Genomic DNA, 19870 nt, shown 5'->3' on the forward strand with positions numbered 1-19870 from the left:
TACACAGGGCTTCACCCGGCCAGGGAGCCTGCAATCAATTCAGCCATGGGTACGTCCGAGGGCAGGGTGATCTTCATGTTGTTCACGCTGCCGGCCACAATGGCCACCGGCTCGTCGGGCAGGCGGTCCACCACCACCCGGGTGTCATCGGTGGGATGGAAGTCGGGATCTGCAGCGGCCAGGTCATAGGCCTTGCGGAGGGTACCAAAACGGAAGGCCTGCGGGGTCTGGGCCCGGAACATATTGTCACGATCAGGCACCTGACGCACCACCTTGCGCTCGCCCAGGTCGCCGGCCATCAGCATGGTATCGGTCGAGGCCACGGCCACGGTCGCGGCATTGAACGTATCCAGGGCATCGATGCAGCCATCGATGGACTCTTGGGCGACGAAGGGTCGTACCGCATCGTGGATAAGCAACTTGGCATCCTGCGGAATCTCCGCCTCGGCCAGGACCTGCAGAGCCGCTTCGGTGCTGTCCATTCGCTCGACGCCGCCCTTGATAACCATGCGAACCTTGTCGTAGGTGTCATCGCCCACAATGGTTTCGACAGCATCTCGCACCCGATCGTTGACCACGACCAGGATGTCGGTGACGCGGGCATTAGCCTGGAAGGCCTCGATGGACCAGGCAATGATGGGCTTGCCGCCTACCTGCACCAGCTGCTTGGGATTGTTCTGGTCGAAACGAACGCCCAGCCCGGCCGCCAGAATCACCGCCACAACAGGCTTGCGCTGCTCCTCCGGCTCCTCGTTGTCCTGATCCGCCTCGGACGGGGCTGCTGACGCTCTGCTCTCACTCATAGGTTCAACGGTACTCACGCCGCAGAGAAAAGTGGCGCAGACCCGGCGCTATCTGCACCGAAAATCTGCACCAGACACCTGCCCAAGTTGCCAGCGGCAGGATCAATCAACCCTGCATCTTCAGGCATCGGCCAAAATAAGGGCCAACATGCGGCCCTCCCCCGCCTTGCCGGCCAGCGAGGCCCGGCGGTGGGAGTACCAGAGCGGGTTCTCCAAGGTGCACAGCGGTCGACGCAGATCCTCAAGACGCTTCGACAGGGAGGGACCTTCGCGATCCTGGTCGCACAATTCTCCCATGTCCGGATCCTGACGCAGATAGCTGGTGGCAGCCCCAACCCGGGGGGCGGAGTCAACGATCCGCGTCACTCCCGCCGCTTTCAGCTCCATCCTGGCTGCGGAAGCGATGTCAATGGCGATTCCGCCGAATCGACAGGGGCCGGATGCGCCGGGGAAACGCTGCTCGAAGTCATCAGCCAGGTCCGTGCCCACCTGATAGCAGGCAGCGCAGATCCGAGGCCCCAGGGTTGCCACGATCCGGGAAGGGTCAGCGCCCTTGCCGGCCATGGCCCGGACTATGGCCGGAATGACTCCGGCAACCAAACCACGACGGCCGCAGTGGGCCGCCCCCATCACGCCGGCCTTGGAGTCGGTCAAAAGCACAGGGAGGCAATCGGCAGCGAAGATGCCCAGGGCCAGGTCACGACGGGTGGTCACCTGTGCATCAGCCTCGCAGCGCCCAAGGGGCTGAGCCTGATCGGCATCCCAGACTCGGGCCGAGTGAACCTGGTCCACCAGAACTATGGCGCGGCCCAACTGACGACCCAGGGCCTGACGGTTAGCAGCCACTGCCTGTGGGTCATCGCCGCCCTTGCCGCCCAGATTCAGCTGAGCATAATCGCCCGAGGAGACCCCGCCCAGCCTGGTGGTGTAGACCACCTTGACTCCTGGCGCCAAGGCTATGGGAATGGTGACGGGTATCGGACGGCCTTGATCGTCCAGCGCCGCCAGGGGACTGCTGTCCAGCAAGGTCCGTTCCCGATCCCAGGATTCACCGCTCTGAACGCTCTGAGCATCCTGCTCTCCTGGCTGGGACTCGAGACTCATGCAGTCGCCGCCCGGTTCAGACGGTCCATCTCCGCGTTGCTCAGCTCCATGTCGACCGCCTGCAGGGAGTCCAGAATGGTGGCCGCCCTGTGAGCCCCGGGAACCACAAAGACGTTGCGGTTCTGCGACAGCTCCCAGGCCAGGACCACACGCTGGTGGGAAACCCCGCGCTCCTGGGCCACCTGCCGGAAGGCATCATAACGGGTTTCATCCTTGGGCGCTCGGAAGCCTCCCAGGGGGCTCCAGCAGACGAAGGCCAGCCCCAGTTCGGCAGCATGGTCCAACTCCTGGCAGGAGCTGGTGAAAGTAGGCGAGAACTGGTTCTGCACGGCTACGAGGTCATCGCCCAGAATCTGATGGGCCAGGTCCATCCGCTCAATGTCTACGTTGGAGACGCCCAGGGTCCGAGTCACGCCCTGTTTAGCCAGCTCGGCCATGGCCTCCAGTGATTCCTGGTAGGGCACCTGCGGATCGGGCCGGTGCAGGTAGAGCAGGTCGATGGTGTCCACGCCTAGGGCCTGGGCAGACTCCTTGGCGTGCTGGATCAGGCTCTCCGGCCGACCATCCACAGCCCAGGTGGGCCGACCATCGGTGAAGTTACGGTAGTGTCCCACCTTGGTGGCCACCAGCACATCCTGACGAGGTCCCTGCCAGGAGTCCAAAGCCTGGCGAACCAGTCGTTCATTGGTCTGCTCAGGGCCGCCTGATTCGTAGTAGGACCAGGCAGTATCCAGATGCCGACAACCGGCATCCAGAGCCTGATGGATGACGTCGACGGCCGTTGCCTGGTCCGGCTTGCCCTCGATGGACAATCCCATGCAGCCCAGTCCGACCGCTGTCGTAGTAAAGGGCCCCAAGGCCCGCATCGACGATGTCATGCACGTACTCCCGTCTTGTAGATTGAGGCTGGCTCCGATGCCGCCGGCCTCCCATCGAGCTTAGCTGGCGGCCCGGTCTCAGCGGCCGCCGAAGGAACCACCACCGGAACCACCGCCAGAACCACCGAAGGAACCACCGCCGCTGCCAAACCCACCAACACCACTGCCTAAGCCATTGCCGCTGGCCTGGCCGATCAGACCGCCGATCTGTTCGAGTCCCTGAGTCAATTGAGTGCCCAGATCAATAACGCCGCCTTGGCCGAGCAGCGAATTGGCACCCAATACTTCAGAGCCACCCAGAGAGGAAGCCACCGGAACATTCTGACTGTAAGGCAGGAAGGTCCAGTAGAGCAGGCTGCCGCGGGCATTGTCAGTCAGCCAGGCATAGTCGGTCAGTTCAGGGCTGGACTGGGCCAGCTGAGTGACGACTCGGTCGCTGATGCCGAAGGCCGCAGCGTAAACCAGGTAACGGTCCCAGAGCACCAGATCCTCCACGCCCCGATGGCTGAAATCACTGAAGTCCAGCAGGTAGCGCCGAAGCCCTGACACCTGGCCGGCCATGAGCTGCCCATTCCTGCTGAGCACTTGCGAACAGCCATAGCGCACGGAGAATGCTGCCACGGCCACCAGAAGCACGGCCAAGGGCGCACGCACCAGCACAGTGCCCGGCAGGAATCCGGCCAGCAGAATGAAGGCAGCCAAGAGCACGGCCAGGAAGGCCAGGACCCCTATACCATGGCGGTAGGCGCGCAGGTCGGCATTGTTGGTCTCATACTTGACAGCCTTATCGAAAGTCTCCAGGTAGCGCTTGCCAGGACCGGCTTCGGTACTGGAAAAGAGCGCGATCATCTCATATAGGTCGAAGCGCTTATCCTCGGAGCCCATCATGGCGCAGGCACCCTCCAGCATGGTCAGGCAGGCTTCCTCGCTGAAGGACAGAGCCAGGGAGGCTCGATCCTGACTGCAGACCGGATTGATGACCACCTCCATGGACTGCTTCTTGCCTTTATGGAGCAGCGAGCGCATCGCCTTAGTCACGGATCCTCCGCCGGAATTCGCTCGGCCCTCATGCTTGACCGGGATCAGAGCAATGGCACGCTTGGAAGCGAGCGAGAGAATGGTGGCTGACAGTTGTCTGCCGATAGGGGATTCTCGGGTCAGCATCAGATCATTGACAACGGCGGCCACGGCCGGTGACAGATCAGGAGGCTGACGGTAGTAGATAATATCGCCTCGGTACTGGGAGTCCCCATAGGTGCGGAAGGCCTGCCAGAGCATCACTGCAATCAGCGCGATAGCAGCCAGCACGGCCAGGACGCCAGCCAAAAGTCCGATCCGCGCCCGTCTGGTCTGCTCAGCGTGCCAGCGCTCGTACTGCTGGCGCTCATGCTCGACAATGCGGTCACGTGCCGGCTGAGAGTCGGTCCTGACCACCGAGGAAGTCCTCCCCGCATCGAAGAGCACCACCAAATCCAGATGCTGGCCCGGCTCGATGCGGTCTGCGGAGAATTGGACGCGGCTGTCATCCCCCACCTGGTAGGAACCCCTGCCAGCGAAGTGCAGCCAGGCCTTGGCGTCCTTGCCTTTCTCCGTTCCTATCTGCTTGGGAAGCTTGACGTTGGCGCTCATATGCTCAACGGGAATCTGGTTGGTGCCGCCTACAGGCTCCCATTGGAATTCAGCCACATCGGGATGGGCAGTGGTGACCCCGTGGAAGGTCATGTCAATGCGGAAGCGCCGCCCTGAATCCTTGGCGGTCTGTGGAATGTTCCAGCCCAGCTCCACCTGGCACTGGTTTCCTTGATCGCCGCAGGCGGAGCCTTGGCCCGCATCGCCCGGATTGTAGGATTCCAGCCCCGAATCCGAGACCGTGCCCATATACCAGGTGCCAGCCATGGTCTTGTCCCAGTCGGGAACTTGATCGAGGTTATCAGGATCCTTCGGCGGGTCGGCCTGCCTATATGCGGAGCCGTTGGTCAGATCACTCACGCTTATGTCGCTTATGCCGGTCAGCCGGTCAGGCTTGATCTGATAGCGCTGGTAGAGCTCCCGCCAAGGACGTTCATCGCCATTGCCATCCTCACGGGAATTCATAGTGACGGTAAGGTTCTGGCTGATACGCAAATCGCCATTGTTCAGGACCTGGACATCGTAATCGACTGAATCGTATACCAGGTCGGGCTGATTCCTATTGAAGACCAGCAGGGCAGTGGCTAGACACGTCACCAAGGCTGCCGCCAGAGCCAGCGCCAAGGCTCGGAAAAAGCGGGAGGTGCTCCAGAAGGGATGGCCTGCGACCGGCTTGCTGGAGGACGCTGCTGGTGCGTTCACTGTCCGAAGTCCACAACGGGCGCCTGGCGGCTGCCCTCGTCAGTCTGGAAGTACTGAGCCTGACGGAAGTGGAAAAGCGAGGCGATGATGTTGGAGGGAACCGTCTCAATGCGGGTGTTGAACTTCTGGACAACGTCATTGTAGAACTGCCTGGCGTAGGCGATCTTGTCCTCCAGATCCTTGAGTTGGCGTTGTAGATCCATGAAGTTCTGGTTGGCCTTGAGCTCCGGGTAGGCCTCCGTCCGAGCTATCAGAGTGACCAGAGATTGGCCCAGCCGCTGCTCGGCATCGGCACGTGCCTGCATCTGGTCCCCACCAGCTGTCTGGGCCTGGGCCACATCGGCGCGGGCCTTGGTCACCTCCTCCAGAACAGTGGACTCGTGCGAGGCGTAGCCCTTGACCGTCTGGACCAGATTGGGCACCAGATCGGCACGCTGCTTGAGCTGAACGTCGATCTGCGACCAGCCATTGGCCACGCGATTACGCAGGTTAACCAGGCCGTTGTAAATGCTGATGCCCCAGATGACCAGCAGCACGATCAGCAGGACGATAACGATAAGCACAATCAGCGATACGGACATGTTCCCTATTCTCTCATGGAAGGGTCTGCATACAAAACAGGACCCCGCCCATTGGAACGGGGTCCCGGCATCAGCAGGAATCAGTCCTCACTGTCGAAGGGATCGAAGTCCCTGCGCACGCGGCGACGGGGACGCTCTGATCGCTCCTCCCGGTCGGCCCGGTACTCGTCGTAGTGCTCGTCGGCGGCATAGCGCGGATTCTCCCTGCGGCCACGGTAGCCGCCACGTCCGGTAGAGCGACGCTCATGACGGCCACGGCGCTCGCCTCGATCATCCCGCTCGGTGCGGATGCTGCGGCCTCGGTGCTCGCCACGACCACGGCCGTTACGATCCTCGTCATCATCGCGGGAGACCCGGCGATGATCGCGGCGGGAGCTACGGTCCTCGTCCTCGAACCAGTCTCCGCCGTCCTCATAGTCGCGGTCGCGGCTCTGACGACGGTGCCGGGGACGATCCTCCTGGTCCTCGTCGTCGTAGTAGCGATCATCACGCTCGGAGCGGGAACGGCGTGGCGCCTCATACCGGTCCTCGCGCTCGGAGGAACGGCTGCGGCGATCACGACGATCACGGTCGCCACGGCCACCGCGATCACGACGGTCACTGCCACGGTCACGACGGTCGCCACGGCCACGGCCTCCTGCGGACTCCTGGTCCTCGAAGCCGGGGATGGCCAAGGAGATCTTGCCGCGGTCGTCCACACCCTGGACGATGACCTCGACGGTGTCGCCCTCCTTGAGGACGTCCTCCACAGAGTCGATGCGTTCGCCGTTGGCCAGGTTACGGATCTGCGAGATGTGCAGAAGTCCATCGGTGCCGGGGGTCAGGTTGACGAAGGCGCCGAAGCTGGTGATCTTGACCACCTTGCCGTTGAAGGTCTCCCCCGCCTCGGGCACGTGCGGGTTGGCGATCTGGTCGATGACCTCCTTGGCCTTGGCTGCAGCCTCGCCGCCCTCGGAGGCGATGTAGACCGTGCCGTCGTCCTCGATGGAGACATCAGCGCCGGTGTCCTCCTGGATCTGGTTGATCATCTTGCCCTTGGGGCCGATGACCTCGCCGATCTTGTCGACAGGAACCTGGGTGGTGATGATGCGCGGCGCATAGGGGCTCATCTCGGCAGGCCCGTCGATGCACTCGTTGATCACGTCCAGGATGGTGGCCCGGGCTTCCTTGGCCTGCTGCAGGGCGGCGGCCAGGATGTCGGCGGGGATGCCGTCCAGCTTGGTGTCCAGCTGCAGAGAGGTGATGAACTCGGAGGTGCCGGCCACCTTGAAGTCCATGTCGCCAAAGGCATCCTCGGCGCCCAGAATGTCGGTCAGGGTCTTGTAGGTGGGCCGACCGTCGACCTCGCCTGTGACCAGGCCCATGGCGATGCCCGCCACCGGGGCCTTCAGGGGCACGCCGGCAGCCAGCAGAGACAGGGTGGATGCGCAGACGGAGCCCATGGAGGTGGACCCGTTGGAGCCGATGGCCTCGGAGACCTGACGGATGGCGTAGGGGAACTCCTCGCGGCTGGGCAGAACCGGGATCAGTGCACGTTCGGCCAGGTTGCCATGGCCCACCTCGCGGCGCTTGGGCGAACCCACGCGGCCGGTCTCGCCGGTCGAATAAGGCGGCATCTCGTAGTTGTGCATGTAGCGCTTGGTGGTGGGGCCAGACAGAGCATCAATAGTCTGCTCCATCTTCAGCATGTTCAGGGTGGTGACGCCCAGCACCTGGGTCTCGCCGCGCTGGAAGAGGGCGGAGCCGTGCACACGGGGCACCACGTCCACCTCGGCGGACAGGGTACGGATGTCGCGCAGACCACGACCGTCGATGCGGTAGTCCTGGGTCAGGATGCGGCGACGGACGATCTGGCGTTGAAGCTCCTTGAAGGCGTTGCCCAGCTCCTTGTCCTTCTCGGCCTCGTCCATGTCGGTGAACTCGTCAGCCAGAGTCTCGCGGACCTTCTCCTTGATCTCGTGGATTCGATCCTGACGAGGCAGCTTCTCCGCGATGGACAGAGCCAAGTCCAGGTCAGCGTGAGCCACCTGGTCGATGCGCTCATAGAGCTCGTCAGTGTACTCGGGGAAGAGCTGGAAGTCCTTGGTGGGCTTGGCGGCCTTGGCCTTGAGCTCGCTCTGCGCCTCGCACAGAACCTTGATGAAGGGCTTAGCAGCCTCAAGACCCTGGGCGACCACCTCTTCGTCGGGCTTGATCTGGCCCTCGTCATAAATAAGACTCCAAGCGTTCTTGCCGGCGCCTGCCTCGATCATGGCGATGGCGACATCCCCGCTCTCGACCACACGGCCGGCTACGACCAGCTCGAAGACGGCGCGCTCACGCTCGCTCCAACGGGGGAAAGCCACCCACTGGCCATCAATCAGGGCCAGGCGCAGACCCGAGACCGGGCCCTCGAAGGGCAGACCGGAGATCAGGGTGGAGGCGGAGGCCGCATTCAGGGCCAGCACATCGTAGGCATCCTCCGGGTTGACAGCCAGGATGGTCTCCACAACCTGAACCTCGTTGCGCAGCGTATGCGGGAAGAGAGGGCGCAGGGGGCGGTCAATCAGCCGGCAGGCCAGGATGGCCTCGTTGGAAGGCCGACCCTCGCGACGGAAGAAGGAGCCGGGGATCTTGCCCGCGGCGTACATCTTCTCTTCCACATCTACGGTCAGCGGGAAGAAATCGTAGTTCTCCTTGGGGCTGGACCCAGCGGTGGTGGTGGACAGCACCATGGAATCGTCATCAAGATAGGCGGCTACTGCCCCATCCGCCTGCTGGGCGAGACGACCCGTCTCGAAGCGCACAGTGCGCCTGCCATATGATCCGTTGTCGATCGTGGCTTCTACAGCCGTGATTTCGGGACCCTCCATAGGGTTCCTCCTTTTGTTTACTGCTTGTTTACTACCTGATGTCAGGATGCTCGGCATCAATTGACTGTCGGAGATCCTTGTACTCCGGTCTGGTCCAGCCGAACCCCATGTCCGGCTATCTTCATGCCTTGCGGACCAGCCTTGCATTTGAACTCGGCACCATCTTCTGCTTCTGCAACCCCATCCAGGGGTTAACGGTGCCTGGTTCAGTCATGCAAAAGCGCCCGAGCGCTAGGCCCGGGCGAAAGCATGCATATTAGTGGCGCAGTCCAAGACGCTCCACCAGGGAACGGTAGCGGTTGATGTCCACCTTCTTGAGGTAATCCAGCAACCGACGACGATGGCCGACCATGAGCAGCAGACCGCGACGCGAATGATGGTCGTGCTGGTGCTGCTTGAGGTGCTCGGTCAGGTCGGAGATGCGCTTGCTCAGCAGAGCCACCTGGACCTCGGGGGAGCCGGTGTCACCCTCGTGGGTCGCGTATTCCTTGACGATTGCCTGCTTCTGCTCACTCGTAAGAGCCACGGCTCCTCCTCTTGCATTCTTCCGTTACGCGGTGCACCAGCCCTATGCTGAAGCGCTCTCAATCCGCGGGCGAAACACGCCAAAGAATCATTATACACATTTTGCGGACCAAGCAAACAGTGACGGGATCAACAAAGCACGGCGAGGAAAAGGCGAAAGCTATACTACGTGAATACACATGTGCCCCTTATCTCAGCTCCACCAATTTCCCTGCTCGACCATGACGAACCAACACAATCGATTCCTTTCCCCCAACTATGGCACTGCTGCTGTGAACGTGGTTATCGCTTGCACCGTAGCGAAAATTGGATTGGCGCCAATGAGAAATGAGCCATTTCACTCCGATGCAGCGAAGATGTCGTACTGTGCTGCATGAGTCGACCGCGATTTACCGTGTAGTATCATCATAGGTTGTTAGAGAAGTTGAAGGAGTGTAACTTCATTCATCCATCAAAGAGGAGCACGCAATGAAGCAACCCGAGCAGGACTCCGTCAAACCAGAAGATACCATTCTTCCTTTGGGATCCGTGGTGAAAACCGGAAGAGACCCAGGTACCCTGCTTGTTATCATCGCCCGCGCTCCGTTGACAGTCATGAATGGAACAACGGGCTACTTTGACTATGGTGCCGTACAATTCCCGTACGGCATGACGGATCCGGCCAAGACCATCTTCTTCAACCGTCCAGACGTCACGGAAATAGTGTTCATGGGATATATCAACGCCGAGGAACAATCCTATGAACGAACATTTGATGAAGTCACCAAATCAACCGACTACCCCCACCTTCATCTCTGATTCAGCTACCGGCCACATAGGACATACTCGATAAAAGGAATAGACGGGAGAAGACCATGGTGGACTTTTCCGTGGATTACGGCCAGCTTGGCGACATGAGCAGAACCCTGAACCAGGCCGACAAAAACTGGGACTCCGAAGTACAAAACATTGACGTCGATAGCGCCCAGGGTGAAAACGGATTAGGGGACGACTCAGTAGCCGACAGCACGAATCGGGTCAATGACAACCTAAAACAGCGTTTGTCGAACCTTCAGCAATCTGTTCACGTTCTTAATCGGTTCATTGAGTCGGTAACCATGCAGACAAGCAAAGTCGATGACAAGCTGAGCGTTGAAATCGAAAAACGCCAATAAAAAAATCACAACTTTTCGTATTTGCATTGACGGGGATGACTCCACTTAAGGATACGACATCATGGGCACTTCAGATTTGGATTGGTCGGCTCTTGACCTATCAAAGAACCCTGTACCAGGAGAGAAGAGCGCAATCGACAGACTGGCCTCACAGTTTTCCGCGAACGGTGACCGCTGCTACGACGTGAGTCACTCCATTACCAGCGCTTGCGGAAAGGCACCTGATTTCAAAGGCGATTCAGCAAAACAGCTCCAACAGTCCCTTTCTCAGGTGGCACAGTTTGCCGGACGCCTTTCGGATGTCTGCGAGGACATCGAGCAAGCATTAAGAAGCTGGGGGTCTGCAGTTGATACGAGCCAACAAACCGCATACAAAGATTGCCAAAGGGCAATGGACCTTCGCGACTCAATCGCGCAGAATCAGAAGAAACTCGACCAAGCGAAACAGACGTTGAAAACAAACAGCGACAACCTGAAAAAGGTCAGGCAAACCAACGGGGATAGCATGTCGCGGGAGACCAATCGTCTGCTTGGTGTCATTAATTCGACAACCGAGAGCATAACTCATTACCAAGGGCTCGTTACTGGCGACAAGGCCGAAATCAAGCGGTTGAAGGGCGAAGTCAGCTGGGTCAGGGAACAATATAAGAACGCTGCCAAGCAAACCACACACGACCTTGACGAATGCGTTGATAAAGCAACAGCCAAGGCTATGCAACTCGACATATTGAACCACGCTTTCACGGTCGGCGGTAATCTTTCTGGCGTTTTTGAAGCATTGAGCGGCATCGCTTTACTTATGACAGCCGATCCTGCCCTTATTGAGGGGTTGAAGCTAGCAGGCCTCATTGGGGATGGGTTGTCGGGAAACTGGCTGGGACCAATCGTTGAAGGGCTCATTGAGGTGGGAAACCTGGTTGCACCGGCAATCAAAACCAGCGGGCGTTTTGCTCAAGTTGCCACCATGGTTGCCGGCACGGCTACAACAGCTATTGCCGTTAATGCCTTTGGCTGCATAGTTGGCGGAATTGCTGATTCCTTCGACACATACTATTCACGTAAGGAAGCCTACGGAGAACAGGCAGCTACCCAAGATGCTATAGCTCATGGCCTAATCGCTGCCTCTAGTGCTGCAGAAGGAGCAGTCGCTGGAGCAATTATAGGATCAATCGCCCCTGGACCAGGTACGATTGTGGGAGCTGGAATTGGTCTTGTCGTAGGATTACTCGGTGCAGCAGTCCCCAACGCTCTTTACGACGATTCCGTCAATCGCGGGGACGGAGATGACCTGCGAGGCCACTTGGAGGACAATCTATGATAGCTTTCCCGCTGTCTCCTGCATTGCCATGTGCGCGGCTCGGATTGAAACCAGGAATAATATTAGAGGATGCGTACTGATGCTGTACCTATAGGTAGATGTCCTATTAGGCGCTCCGGCGATGCTGATCTGGTTGTTTGCGGTGATGTCGTTCAATGCGTGGAGGTCAAGGCGGCTGATGGATCGCGGCCTGGAGCCCTACCTCTTGGCGCGGGGCCTGTGCCTGCCGACCTTCCAGGGGCATGTGTGGCGGCGGCGCGGCAGGATCGGTCGGCCCCGGCCCGGGCAGATCCTGCACCTGGGCTCGTTGGTCGTCCTGGCCGACGGACCCGCCACGGTATCCGGAGCCTACAGAGGCATCGGACGGTTCGACGGGCTGGGAGGGGACGGGCTGGTGGTCCACCTGGTCGGCCTGTGCGTGCAGCCACTCGCACAGGCCACCGGGTCATCCGGCCCATGGTACGCGGGCAGGATCTGCTCCGTGGGCGGCGTTGCCTGCGGACCCCGGAAGCCAGGGAATACAACAGAAGACACTACTCCGTCCCCTTATACGTCACCGCGCTGATCATCATCATCTTCATATCCGCCTTGAAAATAGCCCGCGCATGGCACCGCTCCAGGCCGCACCGCCCCCTCCAGGGCGGCGAGGTACTCCTGGACATGCCCCCGCTGACCTCGGCGATCGTCAGCTGCGACCTGGGCCTCGCCATCGGCATCGGCACATGGGCCTGGGCCACCCACCGGCAATTCCCCCAACACCACATGACCCCGGCCAGCAGCCGCGAACTCCAAACCGCCCTCGACAACGACTTGATCGGCATGCGATACATCACCGGAACCACCATCCCCTACACCATGCACGTCCTCGGCTACACCGCACTCGTCCTGGTGCCGCTCAGGTTCATCATTGATTTCTTCACCCTTCCCGAATGGGCTAATATTTGCCTGCGCTGGCCCTTCGTCGTTCTGTTTACGACCAGCTATGTCCTATCCCTCATAGATATCTTCTACGGTGGTTCGATAGCCAACCGCCTGGATCGGGAATTAGCGGAGTAAAGCCCATATGCATTAACCCCATCCCGCGCTCAATAGCACTACAGCTATCTATGGAAGGCAGCATCCTGGTCTTACGCTCGCACCACTTGACAGCATGCGGACAGGAATCAACCCAAAACCACAACCGGCCAGCTACCGGCACCCATCGCCCAGCATATTCTGGTAAATCCAGCGATCCTATGACTCAAACCGCGGTGATCAGGCCTCCGAAAAGGACGATGGCGATAGCAATCAGTTCAATGATGAAGAACATGGACAGGGCCGACCAGCTGTGAGTCAGCGTGTTCCAGGGGGAATCCTTGCGCACACAGACCAGGATGGCCACAAAGAGGATGGCGAAGACCGCCACGCCCAGCCCGGCCGCGATGATGCCCAGGTTAGCCGCGTTGGCCAGGATGGCCTGATGCTGATAGACCACGAAAGTGCTGTACCAGAAGTCCATCTTGAGCAGACAGAGGCCGGCGATCAGCTGTTCGGCGGCCAAGCCCAGCACGAAGACCACCCGCCAGAACCAAGAGGACGACTCGATGATGGACATGCCGATGCCCACAAAGGTCAGCACGGTCACCGTCCAGGCAATCAGAGCTATGCCGCGCGGGTCCAGGATTGAAGCATAGCGGAGCACGCCCTGAGTGTGGTTGATGGCCAACGAGCGCCCGTATCCATAAGGAATGACGATTGCCAAAAGAATCGCCAGCGCCAAGACCACCCAGCGGACCGGGCGGGCGCGGCGCTGCTCAATCTCGGCCAGCGAGTATTCCGAATCCGGAATGGTCGCCTCAGGATGAGCCGAAACCTTGTTCACCGAAGTCACTTCATCAGGGTGCGATGGCACAGCCACATAACCCGCCGCATCGCTTCTGCCGGATTCCGCGCCATCCGCATCGTCGAATTGCTCCATCGGCGACCACACCTCCAAGTCCGCTACTCGTGGACACATCGCCTACAAGCTTATACCGGGGGGCACGCCCGGGCCTAGGGACGAGAAAGGACGTGGAAACAAACACTCGGTATCCAGGCGAGAGAGGATAAAATGAGCATCCTGCAAGCGATATAGTTCATCCCCGCGGACGCGAGGAATACTTAATCTCTACGGCCGAAAACGCGTCAGACAAAGGATCATCCCCACGGATGCGGGGAGCACAACGCCAAGCCCACAAACTCGCAGGTGATCTCCGGATCATCCCCGCGGATGCGGGGAACACCGCTCCGCAGCGTGCTTTCCGCGTACTGCGCGCCGGTGGCGAATAGTTCCAGGGGCTGGAAGACGCTGCCCCCGCCTTTGCTCATGTCGATGGTGCGGATCTGCCCCGCCCACTCGTACACATCCTGGAACAGGAAATGATGGATCCGCTGCAGCTGCTCGACGGTCCCCTCGGCAGTGAGCGGCATCGCCCGCAATTGCAGGAATCGGAACGTCACCCAGTCATTCTCAGCGGCGCTCAGCGCCTGCTCGCTTTGAGCATTGACCAGGTTGCGCTGCACGTTGGTGCCGGGTATCAGATACGGGTCGATGACACTCATAGGCTGCTATGCATGGCATACCGTTGGTTCAGCCGGTCGAGCAGACCCTGCAAGTCGATGGATCCATCCACATAGTCCTGTGCGTCTCGACGGAAGGCGTCAGTGACGCGCCCGCCTTCAAGCTCGGCGGAATGCATGCCATCGCGCAGCGCTATTGCTCGTCGTGTCCGCTCATCCATTGCGGCCTCCCTTGCTTGTGCCTTCCATCATTCCACAATCGCCAGAACGGCGGCGCCTACTGGTCAGCCTGCGCATCCTGACGGATGTGATCTCAGGGATCATCCCCGCGGATGCGGGGAGCACACGCTCATGATTAGGCTGGCCGCCGAATGCGGGGGATCATCCCCGCGGATGCGGGGAGCACGGCGGTTTTGTCTACCCAGCGACCGGCTACGGGGGATCATCCCCGCGGATGCGGGGAGCACCCCACCGACCGGCTGGTCACCGTGCGCTTCACGGGATCATCCCCGCGGATGCGGGGAGCACCCACCGGTTGGTGCCCGGGTAGGCGTAAGACCAGGATCATCCCCGCGGATGCGGGGAGCACGTGAGTGTCCTCGCCAGTCAGCGCGAGACCGTAGGATCATCCCCGCGGATGCGGGGAGCACCTCCGGTGACCTTTTTCTTCTAGTCCCTCACGGGGATCATCCCCGCGGATGCGGGGAGCACATGTAGCCAGACGTGGCCGCTAAGCTCGGCAGAGGATCATCCCCGCGGATGCGGGGAGCACTGATGATGGATACCAGATTAGTCTTGGTCATGGGGATCATCCCCGCGGATGCGGGGAGCACTCTTTGCCGTTCCATAGCTGGATGCCGGTCACGGGATCATCCCCGCGGATGCGTGGAGCACGAGGACCAGTTCTTCAGGGACCTTCATGCGGAAGGATCATCCCCGCGGATGCGGGGAGCACTAGTAAAGAAGCTAGGCGCATTATGGAACACGAGGATCATCCCCGCGGATGCGGGGAGCACGCTCATCTGGTGTGATGCCCCAGGCATTGCAGAGGATCATCCCCACCAATGCGGGGAACACGTCTCAAGAAGAGGCTGTAAACAGTCTACACAGCAGCCGTGGCCAATTCTCAGAACCACGCCTATAGCCTGTACTGCACACCGCTAGCTATGTGTAAAACCTTGAGTACTTGAAACGACTTCAACGAAATCGAAGCCTCATCCCTTCTGCAAACTGCTCTTTGGATAGGCTAACAAGCCAGTTAGGAATTCATCCAGACTCCCCACGTCTCAGCCTAGTTCCAGACACACCTGCACAGAAGCACAACCGCCGAGGCAACCGGCCCATCATGGCTGAGAGCAATATGCCAGCACAACTGCACTCGGTCGAACTGACCACCGGTCAGAGTCATGGAGTCATAGAGCCTGGCTTCTACGTTGGATTCTAGGTGAACGCTCGGCCGACCCCGGCCGTCATCCAGGACCTCGACCCCGCTCCAGGGGAAATCATCCAGACCATAGGGCGAGGGCTCAGGTCCCAGCGCCTGAGACCAGGCCTTGAGCACCGACTCCTTGCCAGCCCAGCGCACCGCCAAGTGCGCCGCCATATCGTCATGCTTGAGCAAGGCCCGCTGCTCAGCCTGCCGCCGCTCCCGTGCCGAGAACAAGCCTGTCATGCGCGTGCCGGGCATAGCCAGCTGCCGACCGAACTCCTTCAGGTCGACCAGGTCATGCCCCAACCCCAGCACCTGTCCAAAGCCGGCATCTTCCATATGCCCGAGTATGCCCCTCATCGGCCCCTGCAGCAAATCATCCAGGCAGAACAGACCATGCACAATCCAGGGGCCTGATCAACGATCACCGCGTCTTGCACAAATAGCCCTAGGAGGAGATAAAACAACAAAGGAACAGAGCTGAGCAAGGAGGGAAGGCATGAATGAGGAAAGGAGTAGTGAGACCCTGCCATATCTCATGGAGCGCAGTCAGTGCCCTTCCATTGAGTCCGTAAAAGAACTTGTATCAACACTATCTCCATTGTCATTGAAGAACACCGCCCCAGTCATCTCAGGAACAACTGCATTCCCGGTCTGATGCCCTGGTAATGGTTTGGGGCGGACAGAATGTGAGAAGTTTTCTCCAACTTTCATCTTGCTGGATTGCTCGGCTGGTCGAATCCGATCACTGTGACTTGGTTCAGATGCCAGTTCTTCTGCAGGACGAGCAGAACGCATCCTCTCCTCTGTCCAGTATCCTGCCGCGTCAATGTCTTGAGGCGACGATCGTGAAGAAGAAATGGTCGGTGCATCCATTGAGACTGGCTGGTCCGCTGCAGTGTCTCCCAGTGCAGGCTGCACGGATACCTGAGCTGGGGAGATTACGAAACCCAGCAGCATCACGCCCAAGAACATCATGAAGGTTCCTATGGTTAATGATCGCTTCATCATGGCACTCATCCTTGAGTAGCTCATTGAGATCTTCTCCGATTTTAACATGTAAGTCACGCCTCCAAAAGAGGCTTTAGCAAACGGTATCTGCCATATCTCCGACCTGCTGGAAGATCAGCGGGCGGAGCCCACCGTACGCAACAACCGAATCAATCCAAAACATGCAATGCATTAAGGGAAGATGCGGAACAGGCCAACGTAACATTCCAACACGCTAACGCAGCAGATCTTCTACATCACTTTCGGGCGTACCCGCTAACGCAAACGCCGACTTATCAAATCCTGCGTCCAAGTGGAGCGGGCGACGGGGATCGAACCCGCGTACTCAGTTTGGAAGACTGACTACATACTGCACCTCACGCATTGCAAGGCAAATCATAACTCATGCTCATGTGCCCCAAATATACCCTTAACGGTATCTGTGCTCTATATCTCTTACAGTCTTCTCGGTGGCCCCGTATCGTATTGCGGCAAGATCAACTCTGATCTGCTTATGCATGACGGCCGGGCGCTCGCGATCCTGTCGGCTGAGACCGGCTTGCTGCTCCTGTTCGATGACCTGGTCGAGGCGCTTGAGCAAAAGGAAAGTCAGTCGCTCCCGCTCGCCCTCCGAAGCGGGTGTGTAGCCAAGGTGGTTGTCGAGGATCTGGGAGATGTCATCGGGAATGTAGGCCATACCTGGATGATATGGCTGATTGGCTTGTGACATGAGTATGGCTGTGAGGTTGCCCCGGCGCAAAATACTCGGACACCTCCACTTTGCATCACATCGTTAGAGATGTAATATGGGCGTCGGCAAGGGGTACACACAATCGAGGAGGACAAGATGGCACTTTGCCGCATCACCTACAGGTGCGGGCATACGGACACGGTGGAGATCAAGGGCATCAACTTGTTCGGGAGACGCAAGAAGAAGATCGCCCGGTACAGGACCATCGACTGCCCAGCCTGCTGGGCGGCGAAGGTCCGCTGGGAGCTTGATGGCCTGCCCGCGCTTGAAGGCAGCGACGAGCAGGTGTTTCGCGCCGCCGACATACGCGAGAAGATCGTGGAGATGCTGATGAGGATGGAGGACGAGGCGCAGAAGGACCACGACGCCCGGGACAAGCACAGGGCCACCGAAGAGCAGACAGCATTGGCCGCCCGCAGAATCGCCTGGCTCAAGGCCCAGGCATCCGCATCATGGTGGATCGACCACCAGGAGCCCCTCCGTGCCGTCATAGCCGCTCGGGATGCGCTGCCCGGGCAGGGGGACTGACATGGCCATGATCCCCATCACACAGTATGCGGCCATGCACGGCAAGGCTGAGGTCACCGCCAGGCAGATGGCCCGCAGGGGCGGCCTGCGCACCGCCCGCAAACAGGGACGCGACTGGATAGTCGACTCCCACGAGCCCTACCCCGACCATCGCCGGCGCATGAGCGAGGCCCCCACCAGGGAGGGCCTGGACGCGCAGCAGCGTCGGCACGAGCTCACAATCACCCAAGCCCAGCAATACAGCAGAGCCGGCGAATCCGGCGGGGCTTTCGCCGCCAACTGGAATCGGATCCCGGCAGAGCTTGCCGTCCAGCTCACCCCCGAGCAGCTTGGCTGGATAGTGGACCTGCTGGCTGATGCCTACACGGACGGGCAACGGCACCCCGACTAGGAGTGCCTCCAGGCCGACGGCGACTGACGGCCCGGAGGCAACCAGGAGACCAGCTTCCACCCTTGTGGAAGCTGACCTGGTCTCGCTTGTCCATGCTCCGCTTGACCGCAGCAATGCCGGAGGACGCTTGAATCGCGCCATGCTCCCCATCCTCCAGGCCGAACAGGTGCGCATGCGAGCGGCCCCAGCCGCGTAGGTCATGCACCCGCCAGATTCGCCCGTCCGGGTAGCGCAGCACCCAGTCGGAAGCAACTCTGTTGAGCGAACCACGTTGGCTGGCAGGGTCGGCCATGACCAGCCTGCGATTGGCCCGGACTCTCCCCCACGCAGTCGTCTGAGGTTACGCTCCACAGCCCGTTTATTCTGCTGCCAGGAGCCGTGGATGATCGAGCCCGCCTGGTACCGCTGCAGCTCGTGCATGACCATGATGCTGTGGACGCCGTTGCGGGTCACCAGCTCTGACGAGGTGAGGGCGAAACGCTCGGCCTGCCACATGAGCGTCCGCGAGCGCGCTGCGCAGGCGGATGTAGGCGTTCAGGGCGGTCTTGCCGCTACGGTCCCGCATGATCTTGTTGCCCATCTCCCTGACGCGCCAGGGCACGAGGTCTTCGAGTTGCACGCTGCCGATGACGGCAATGATGTTCCGGCAGTCGCTCCGGCAGGTTTCGTAGACGCGGGTCTTTACCATGGGTCGCTTGTACCCGTTGAACCATCGGCCGAGCCGGTCGCGCAGCAGCGCCGATTTGCAGGTCTTGATCTTTCCCGTCCGCCGGTATTCGGCCAGCGCGTCCTCGAATTTCTCCCGCGCCTTGCTCCTGATCCGGTCGCTTTTGTCGAACCTGCGGCGCTTGCCAGTGGCTGGGTCGCGGGGCAGTTCGCGGCACAATGCCAGCAGCCTTTCCCGTCCTGTTACGACCGTTATACCCATGCGATGCCTGCAGGCCTTGTCGCTGTAGTCATCCGAGCACCTCCGTATGTACCCTAGCGTGTACCCATTTAGCCCGTAAAGTGCCGGATACTGGGGAAAATCTCGCTCAGTCAGGCCCGATCCTGACCGCTCCAAATTGGTAGGGAACCTGCTAAGAATGACGGGATATCAACGATAATCGTGGAGCGGGCGACGGGAATCGAACCCGCGTAATCAGTTTGGAAGACTGAGGCTCTACCATTGAGCTACGCCCGCAAAGCCGTCGGCTCGGTACAGAGCATAGCACATAGGCCAGCCGAAACATGCAGCAAATTGATCATTGCGCGGTTTCACTCAGCAATAAACCTATGCAGACATCACTGGGCAGAACCTTGGCGCAACACGGAAACCCACGCTGATTGGCCCTTCCCACAAACTGACTTTGAAGATCGGTACAGAAATCCTGGCCGTTCGCCGACCAGGCCCGACCCGGGCAGTTCATTCACCTTAAATAAGGAATCGTGCCGTCACCAGCATCGATTCGATGAGTATTTATGGATTCACCCCCAAGCACACGCCGGTTATGACGACAGTCGCCAGCCGCTGGACCCTCGATTCGATTGCCTGAACTGACGATATCAACATCCAGTACATGTTCCAGCCTGTAAGAGTCACGCCCACAGCAGAAGAGGAAAAGTACCGGCGTGGCTATGGCGTTCAGGCTTCTTGCCATGGGTATTATTGCAGCAAAACGCAGCCGCAGGATTTTCATAAGAGCGGCCACTGATAC

At 59.8% G+C, this 19870-nt stretch carries 21 protein-coding genes, 1 tRNA gene and 1 CRISPR repeat array; of the genes, 7 read left to right on the top strand and 15 right to left on the bottom strand.

Annotated features, from left to right (window positions below):
- Nucleotides 1-11: 11 nt before the first annotated feature.
- The 7 genes from ACUIAD_RS01135 to rpsO form a co-directional block, all read right to left on the bottom strand.
- Complete coding sequence (locus ACUIAD_RS01135) at nt 12-803, bottom strand: IspD/TarI family cytidylyltransferase (RefSeq protein ID WP_445343399.1); 792 nt, start codon at nt 801-803, stop codon at nt 12-14.
- A gap of 120 nt (nt 804-923) precedes the next feature.
- Entirely contained in the window at nt 924-1907 is a 984-nt protein-coding gene (locus ACUIAD_RS01140) for a polyphenol oxidase family protein (RefSeq protein WP_445343400.1), read from the bottom strand.
- Nucleotides 1904-2785, bottom strand: a complete 882-nt coding sequence (locus tag ACUIAD_RS01145) for an aldo/keto reductase (protein WP_445343401.1) — start codon at nt 2783-2785, stop codon at nt 1904-1906. The genes ACUIAD_RS01140 and ACUIAD_RS01145 overlap by 4 nt, the downstream gene beginning before the upstream one ends.
- A gap of 78 nt (nt 2786-2863) precedes the next feature.
- On the bottom strand, nt 2864-5116 hold the full coding sequence (locus ACUIAD_RS01150; RefSeq protein ID WP_445343402.1) for a DUF2207 family protein: 2253 nt from the start codon (nt 5114-5116) through the stop codon (nt 2864-2866).
- Nucleotides 5113-5697, bottom strand: a complete 585-nt coding sequence (locus ACUIAD_RS01155; RefSeq protein WP_445343403.1) for a LemA family protein — start codon at nt 5695-5697, stop codon at nt 5113-5115. Before ACUIAD_RS01155 ends, ACUIAD_RS01150 begins: the two co-directional genes overlap by 4 nt.
- A gap of 80 nt (nt 5698-5777) precedes the next feature.
- A complete protein-coding gene (locus tag ACUIAD_RS01160) occupies nt 5778-8549 on the bottom strand; it encodes a polyribonucleotide nucleotidyltransferase (protein ID WP_445343404.1) in 2772 nt (923 codons plus the stop codon).
- A 256-nt stretch (nt 8550-8805) separates the two neighbouring features.
- Nucleotides 8806-9075 (bottom strand): 30S ribosomal protein S15, encoded by a 270-nt coding sequence (rpsO, locus tag ACUIAD_RS01165; protein WP_024626835.1) that lies wholly within the window; start codon nt 9073-9075, stop codon nt 8806-8808.
- Between the two features lie 467 nt (nt 9076-9542).
- On the opposite strand from rpsO, the gene ACUIAD_RS01170 reads away from it, so the two are divergent.
- The 5 genes from ACUIAD_RS01170 to ACUIAD_RS01190 all read left to right on the top strand — a co-directional run bounded on the left by ACUIAD_RS01170 (nt 9543) and on the right by ACUIAD_RS01190 (nt 12602).
- Nucleotides 9543-9872, top strand: coding sequence for a DUF4176 domain-containing protein (locus ACUIAD_RS01170; protein ID WP_110452634.1), 330 nt, complete (start codon nt 9543-9545; stop codon nt 9870-9872).
- 56 nt (nt 9873-9928) lie between these two features.
- Nucleotides 9929-10228: a hypothetical protein gene (locus ACUIAD_RS01175; protein ID WP_445343405.1), complete on the top strand. Its 300-nt coding sequence runs from the start codon at nt 9929-9931 to the stop codon at nt 10226-10228.
- Nucleotides 10229-10289: 61 nt separating this feature from the next.
- Nucleotides 10290-11546, top strand: a complete 1257-nt coding sequence (locus tag ACUIAD_RS01180) for a hypothetical protein (protein ID WP_445343406.1) — start codon at nt 10290-10292, stop codon at nt 11544-11546.
- 178 nt (nt 11547-11724) lie between these two features.
- Nucleotides 11725-12111 carry a hypothetical protein gene (locus ACUIAD_RS01185; RefSeq protein ID WP_445343407.1) on the top strand — a complete coding sequence of 129 codons (387 nt, stop codon included), beginning with the start codon at nt 11725-11727 and terminating at the stop codon, nt 12109-12111.
- A gap of 95 nt (nt 12112-12206) precedes the next feature.
- Nucleotides 12207-12602 carry a hypothetical protein gene (locus tag ACUIAD_RS01190; protein ID WP_445343408.1) on the top strand — a complete coding sequence of 132 codons (396 nt, stop codon included), beginning with the start codon at nt 12207-12209 and terminating at the stop codon, nt 12600-12602.
- Between the two features lie 184 nt (nt 12603-12786).
- On the opposite strand, the gene ACUIAD_RS01195 is transcribed toward ACUIAD_RS01190, so the two are convergent.
- From ACUIAD_RS01195 to ACUIAD_RS01220, 6 genes are all read right to left on the bottom strand, one after another.
- A complete protein-coding gene (locus tag ACUIAD_RS01195) occupies nt 12787-13503 on the bottom strand; it encodes a hypothetical protein (protein WP_445343409.1) in 717 nt (238 codons plus the stop codon).
- A gap of 218 nt (nt 13504-13721) precedes the next feature.
- Nucleotides 13722-14126, bottom strand: coding sequence for a hypothetical protein (locus ACUIAD_RS01200; protein WP_445343410.1), 405 nt, complete (start codon nt 14124-14126; stop codon nt 13722-13724).
- Nucleotides 14123-14305 (bottom strand): antitoxin VbhA family protein, encoded by a 183-nt coding sequence (locus tag ACUIAD_RS01205; RefSeq protein WP_445343411.1) that lies wholly within the window; start codon nt 14303-14305, stop codon nt 14123-14125. Before ACUIAD_RS01205 ends, ACUIAD_RS01200 begins: the two co-directional genes overlap by 4 nt.
- A 96-nt stretch (nt 14306-14401) precedes the next feature.
- Nucleotides 14402-15161: a CRISPR direct-repeat array (repeat unit 28 nt; unit sequence GGATCATCCCCGCGGATGCGGGGAGCAC).
- A 214-nt stretch (nt 15162-15375) separates the two neighbouring features.
- Nucleotides 15376-15873, bottom strand: a complete 498-nt coding sequence (locus ACUIAD_RS01210) for a holo-ACP synthase (RefSeq protein WP_445343412.1) — start codon at nt 15871-15873, stop codon at nt 15376-15378.
- A 189-nt stretch (nt 15874-16062) separates the two neighbouring features.
- The gene (locus ACUIAD_RS01215) at nt 16063-16524 is read right to left on the bottom strand and encodes a hypothetical protein (protein ID WP_445343413.1); all 462 of its coding nucleotides are present in this window, start codon (nt 16522-16524) and stop codon (nt 16063-16065) included.
- 409 nt (nt 16525-16933) lie between these two features.
- On the bottom strand, nt 16934-17233 hold the full coding sequence (locus ACUIAD_RS01220; protein ID WP_445343414.1) for a hypothetical protein: 300 nt from the start codon (nt 17231-17233) through the stop codon (nt 16934-16936).
- A 117-nt stretch (nt 17234-17350) separates the two neighbouring features.
- Here ACUIAD_RS01220 and ACUIAD_RS01225 point away from each other — a divergent pair, with 117 nt between their 5' ends.
- Together ACUIAD_RS01225 and ACUIAD_RS01230 are read left to right on the top strand one after the other, a co-directional pair.
- Nucleotides 17351-17782, top strand: a complete 432-nt coding sequence (locus ACUIAD_RS01225) for a hypothetical protein (RefSeq protein WP_445343415.1) — start codon at nt 17351-17353, stop codon at nt 17780-17782.
- A 1-nt stretch (nt 17783) separates the two neighbouring features.
- Nucleotides 17784-18173 (top strand): hypothetical protein, encoded by a 390-nt coding sequence (locus ACUIAD_RS01230; protein ID WP_445343416.1) that lies wholly within the window; start codon nt 17784-17786, stop codon nt 18171-18173.
- Between the two features lie 358 nt (nt 18174-18531).
- Here ACUIAD_RS01230 and ACUIAD_RS01235 read toward each other — a convergent pair whose 3' ends face one another.
- Nucleotides 18532-19101 (bottom strand): hypothetical protein, encoded by a 570-nt coding sequence (locus ACUIAD_RS01235; RefSeq protein ID WP_445343417.1) that lies wholly within the window; start codon nt 19099-19101, stop codon nt 18532-18534.
- Nucleotides 19102-19282: 181 nt separating this feature from the next.
- A tRNA-Gly gene (locus tag ACUIAD_RS01240) sits at nt 19283-19356 on the bottom strand.
- Nucleotides 19357-19870: the final 514 nt, after the last annotated feature.

The sequence above is a fragment of the Bifidobacterium sp. ESL0819 genome (assembly GCF_052606245.1).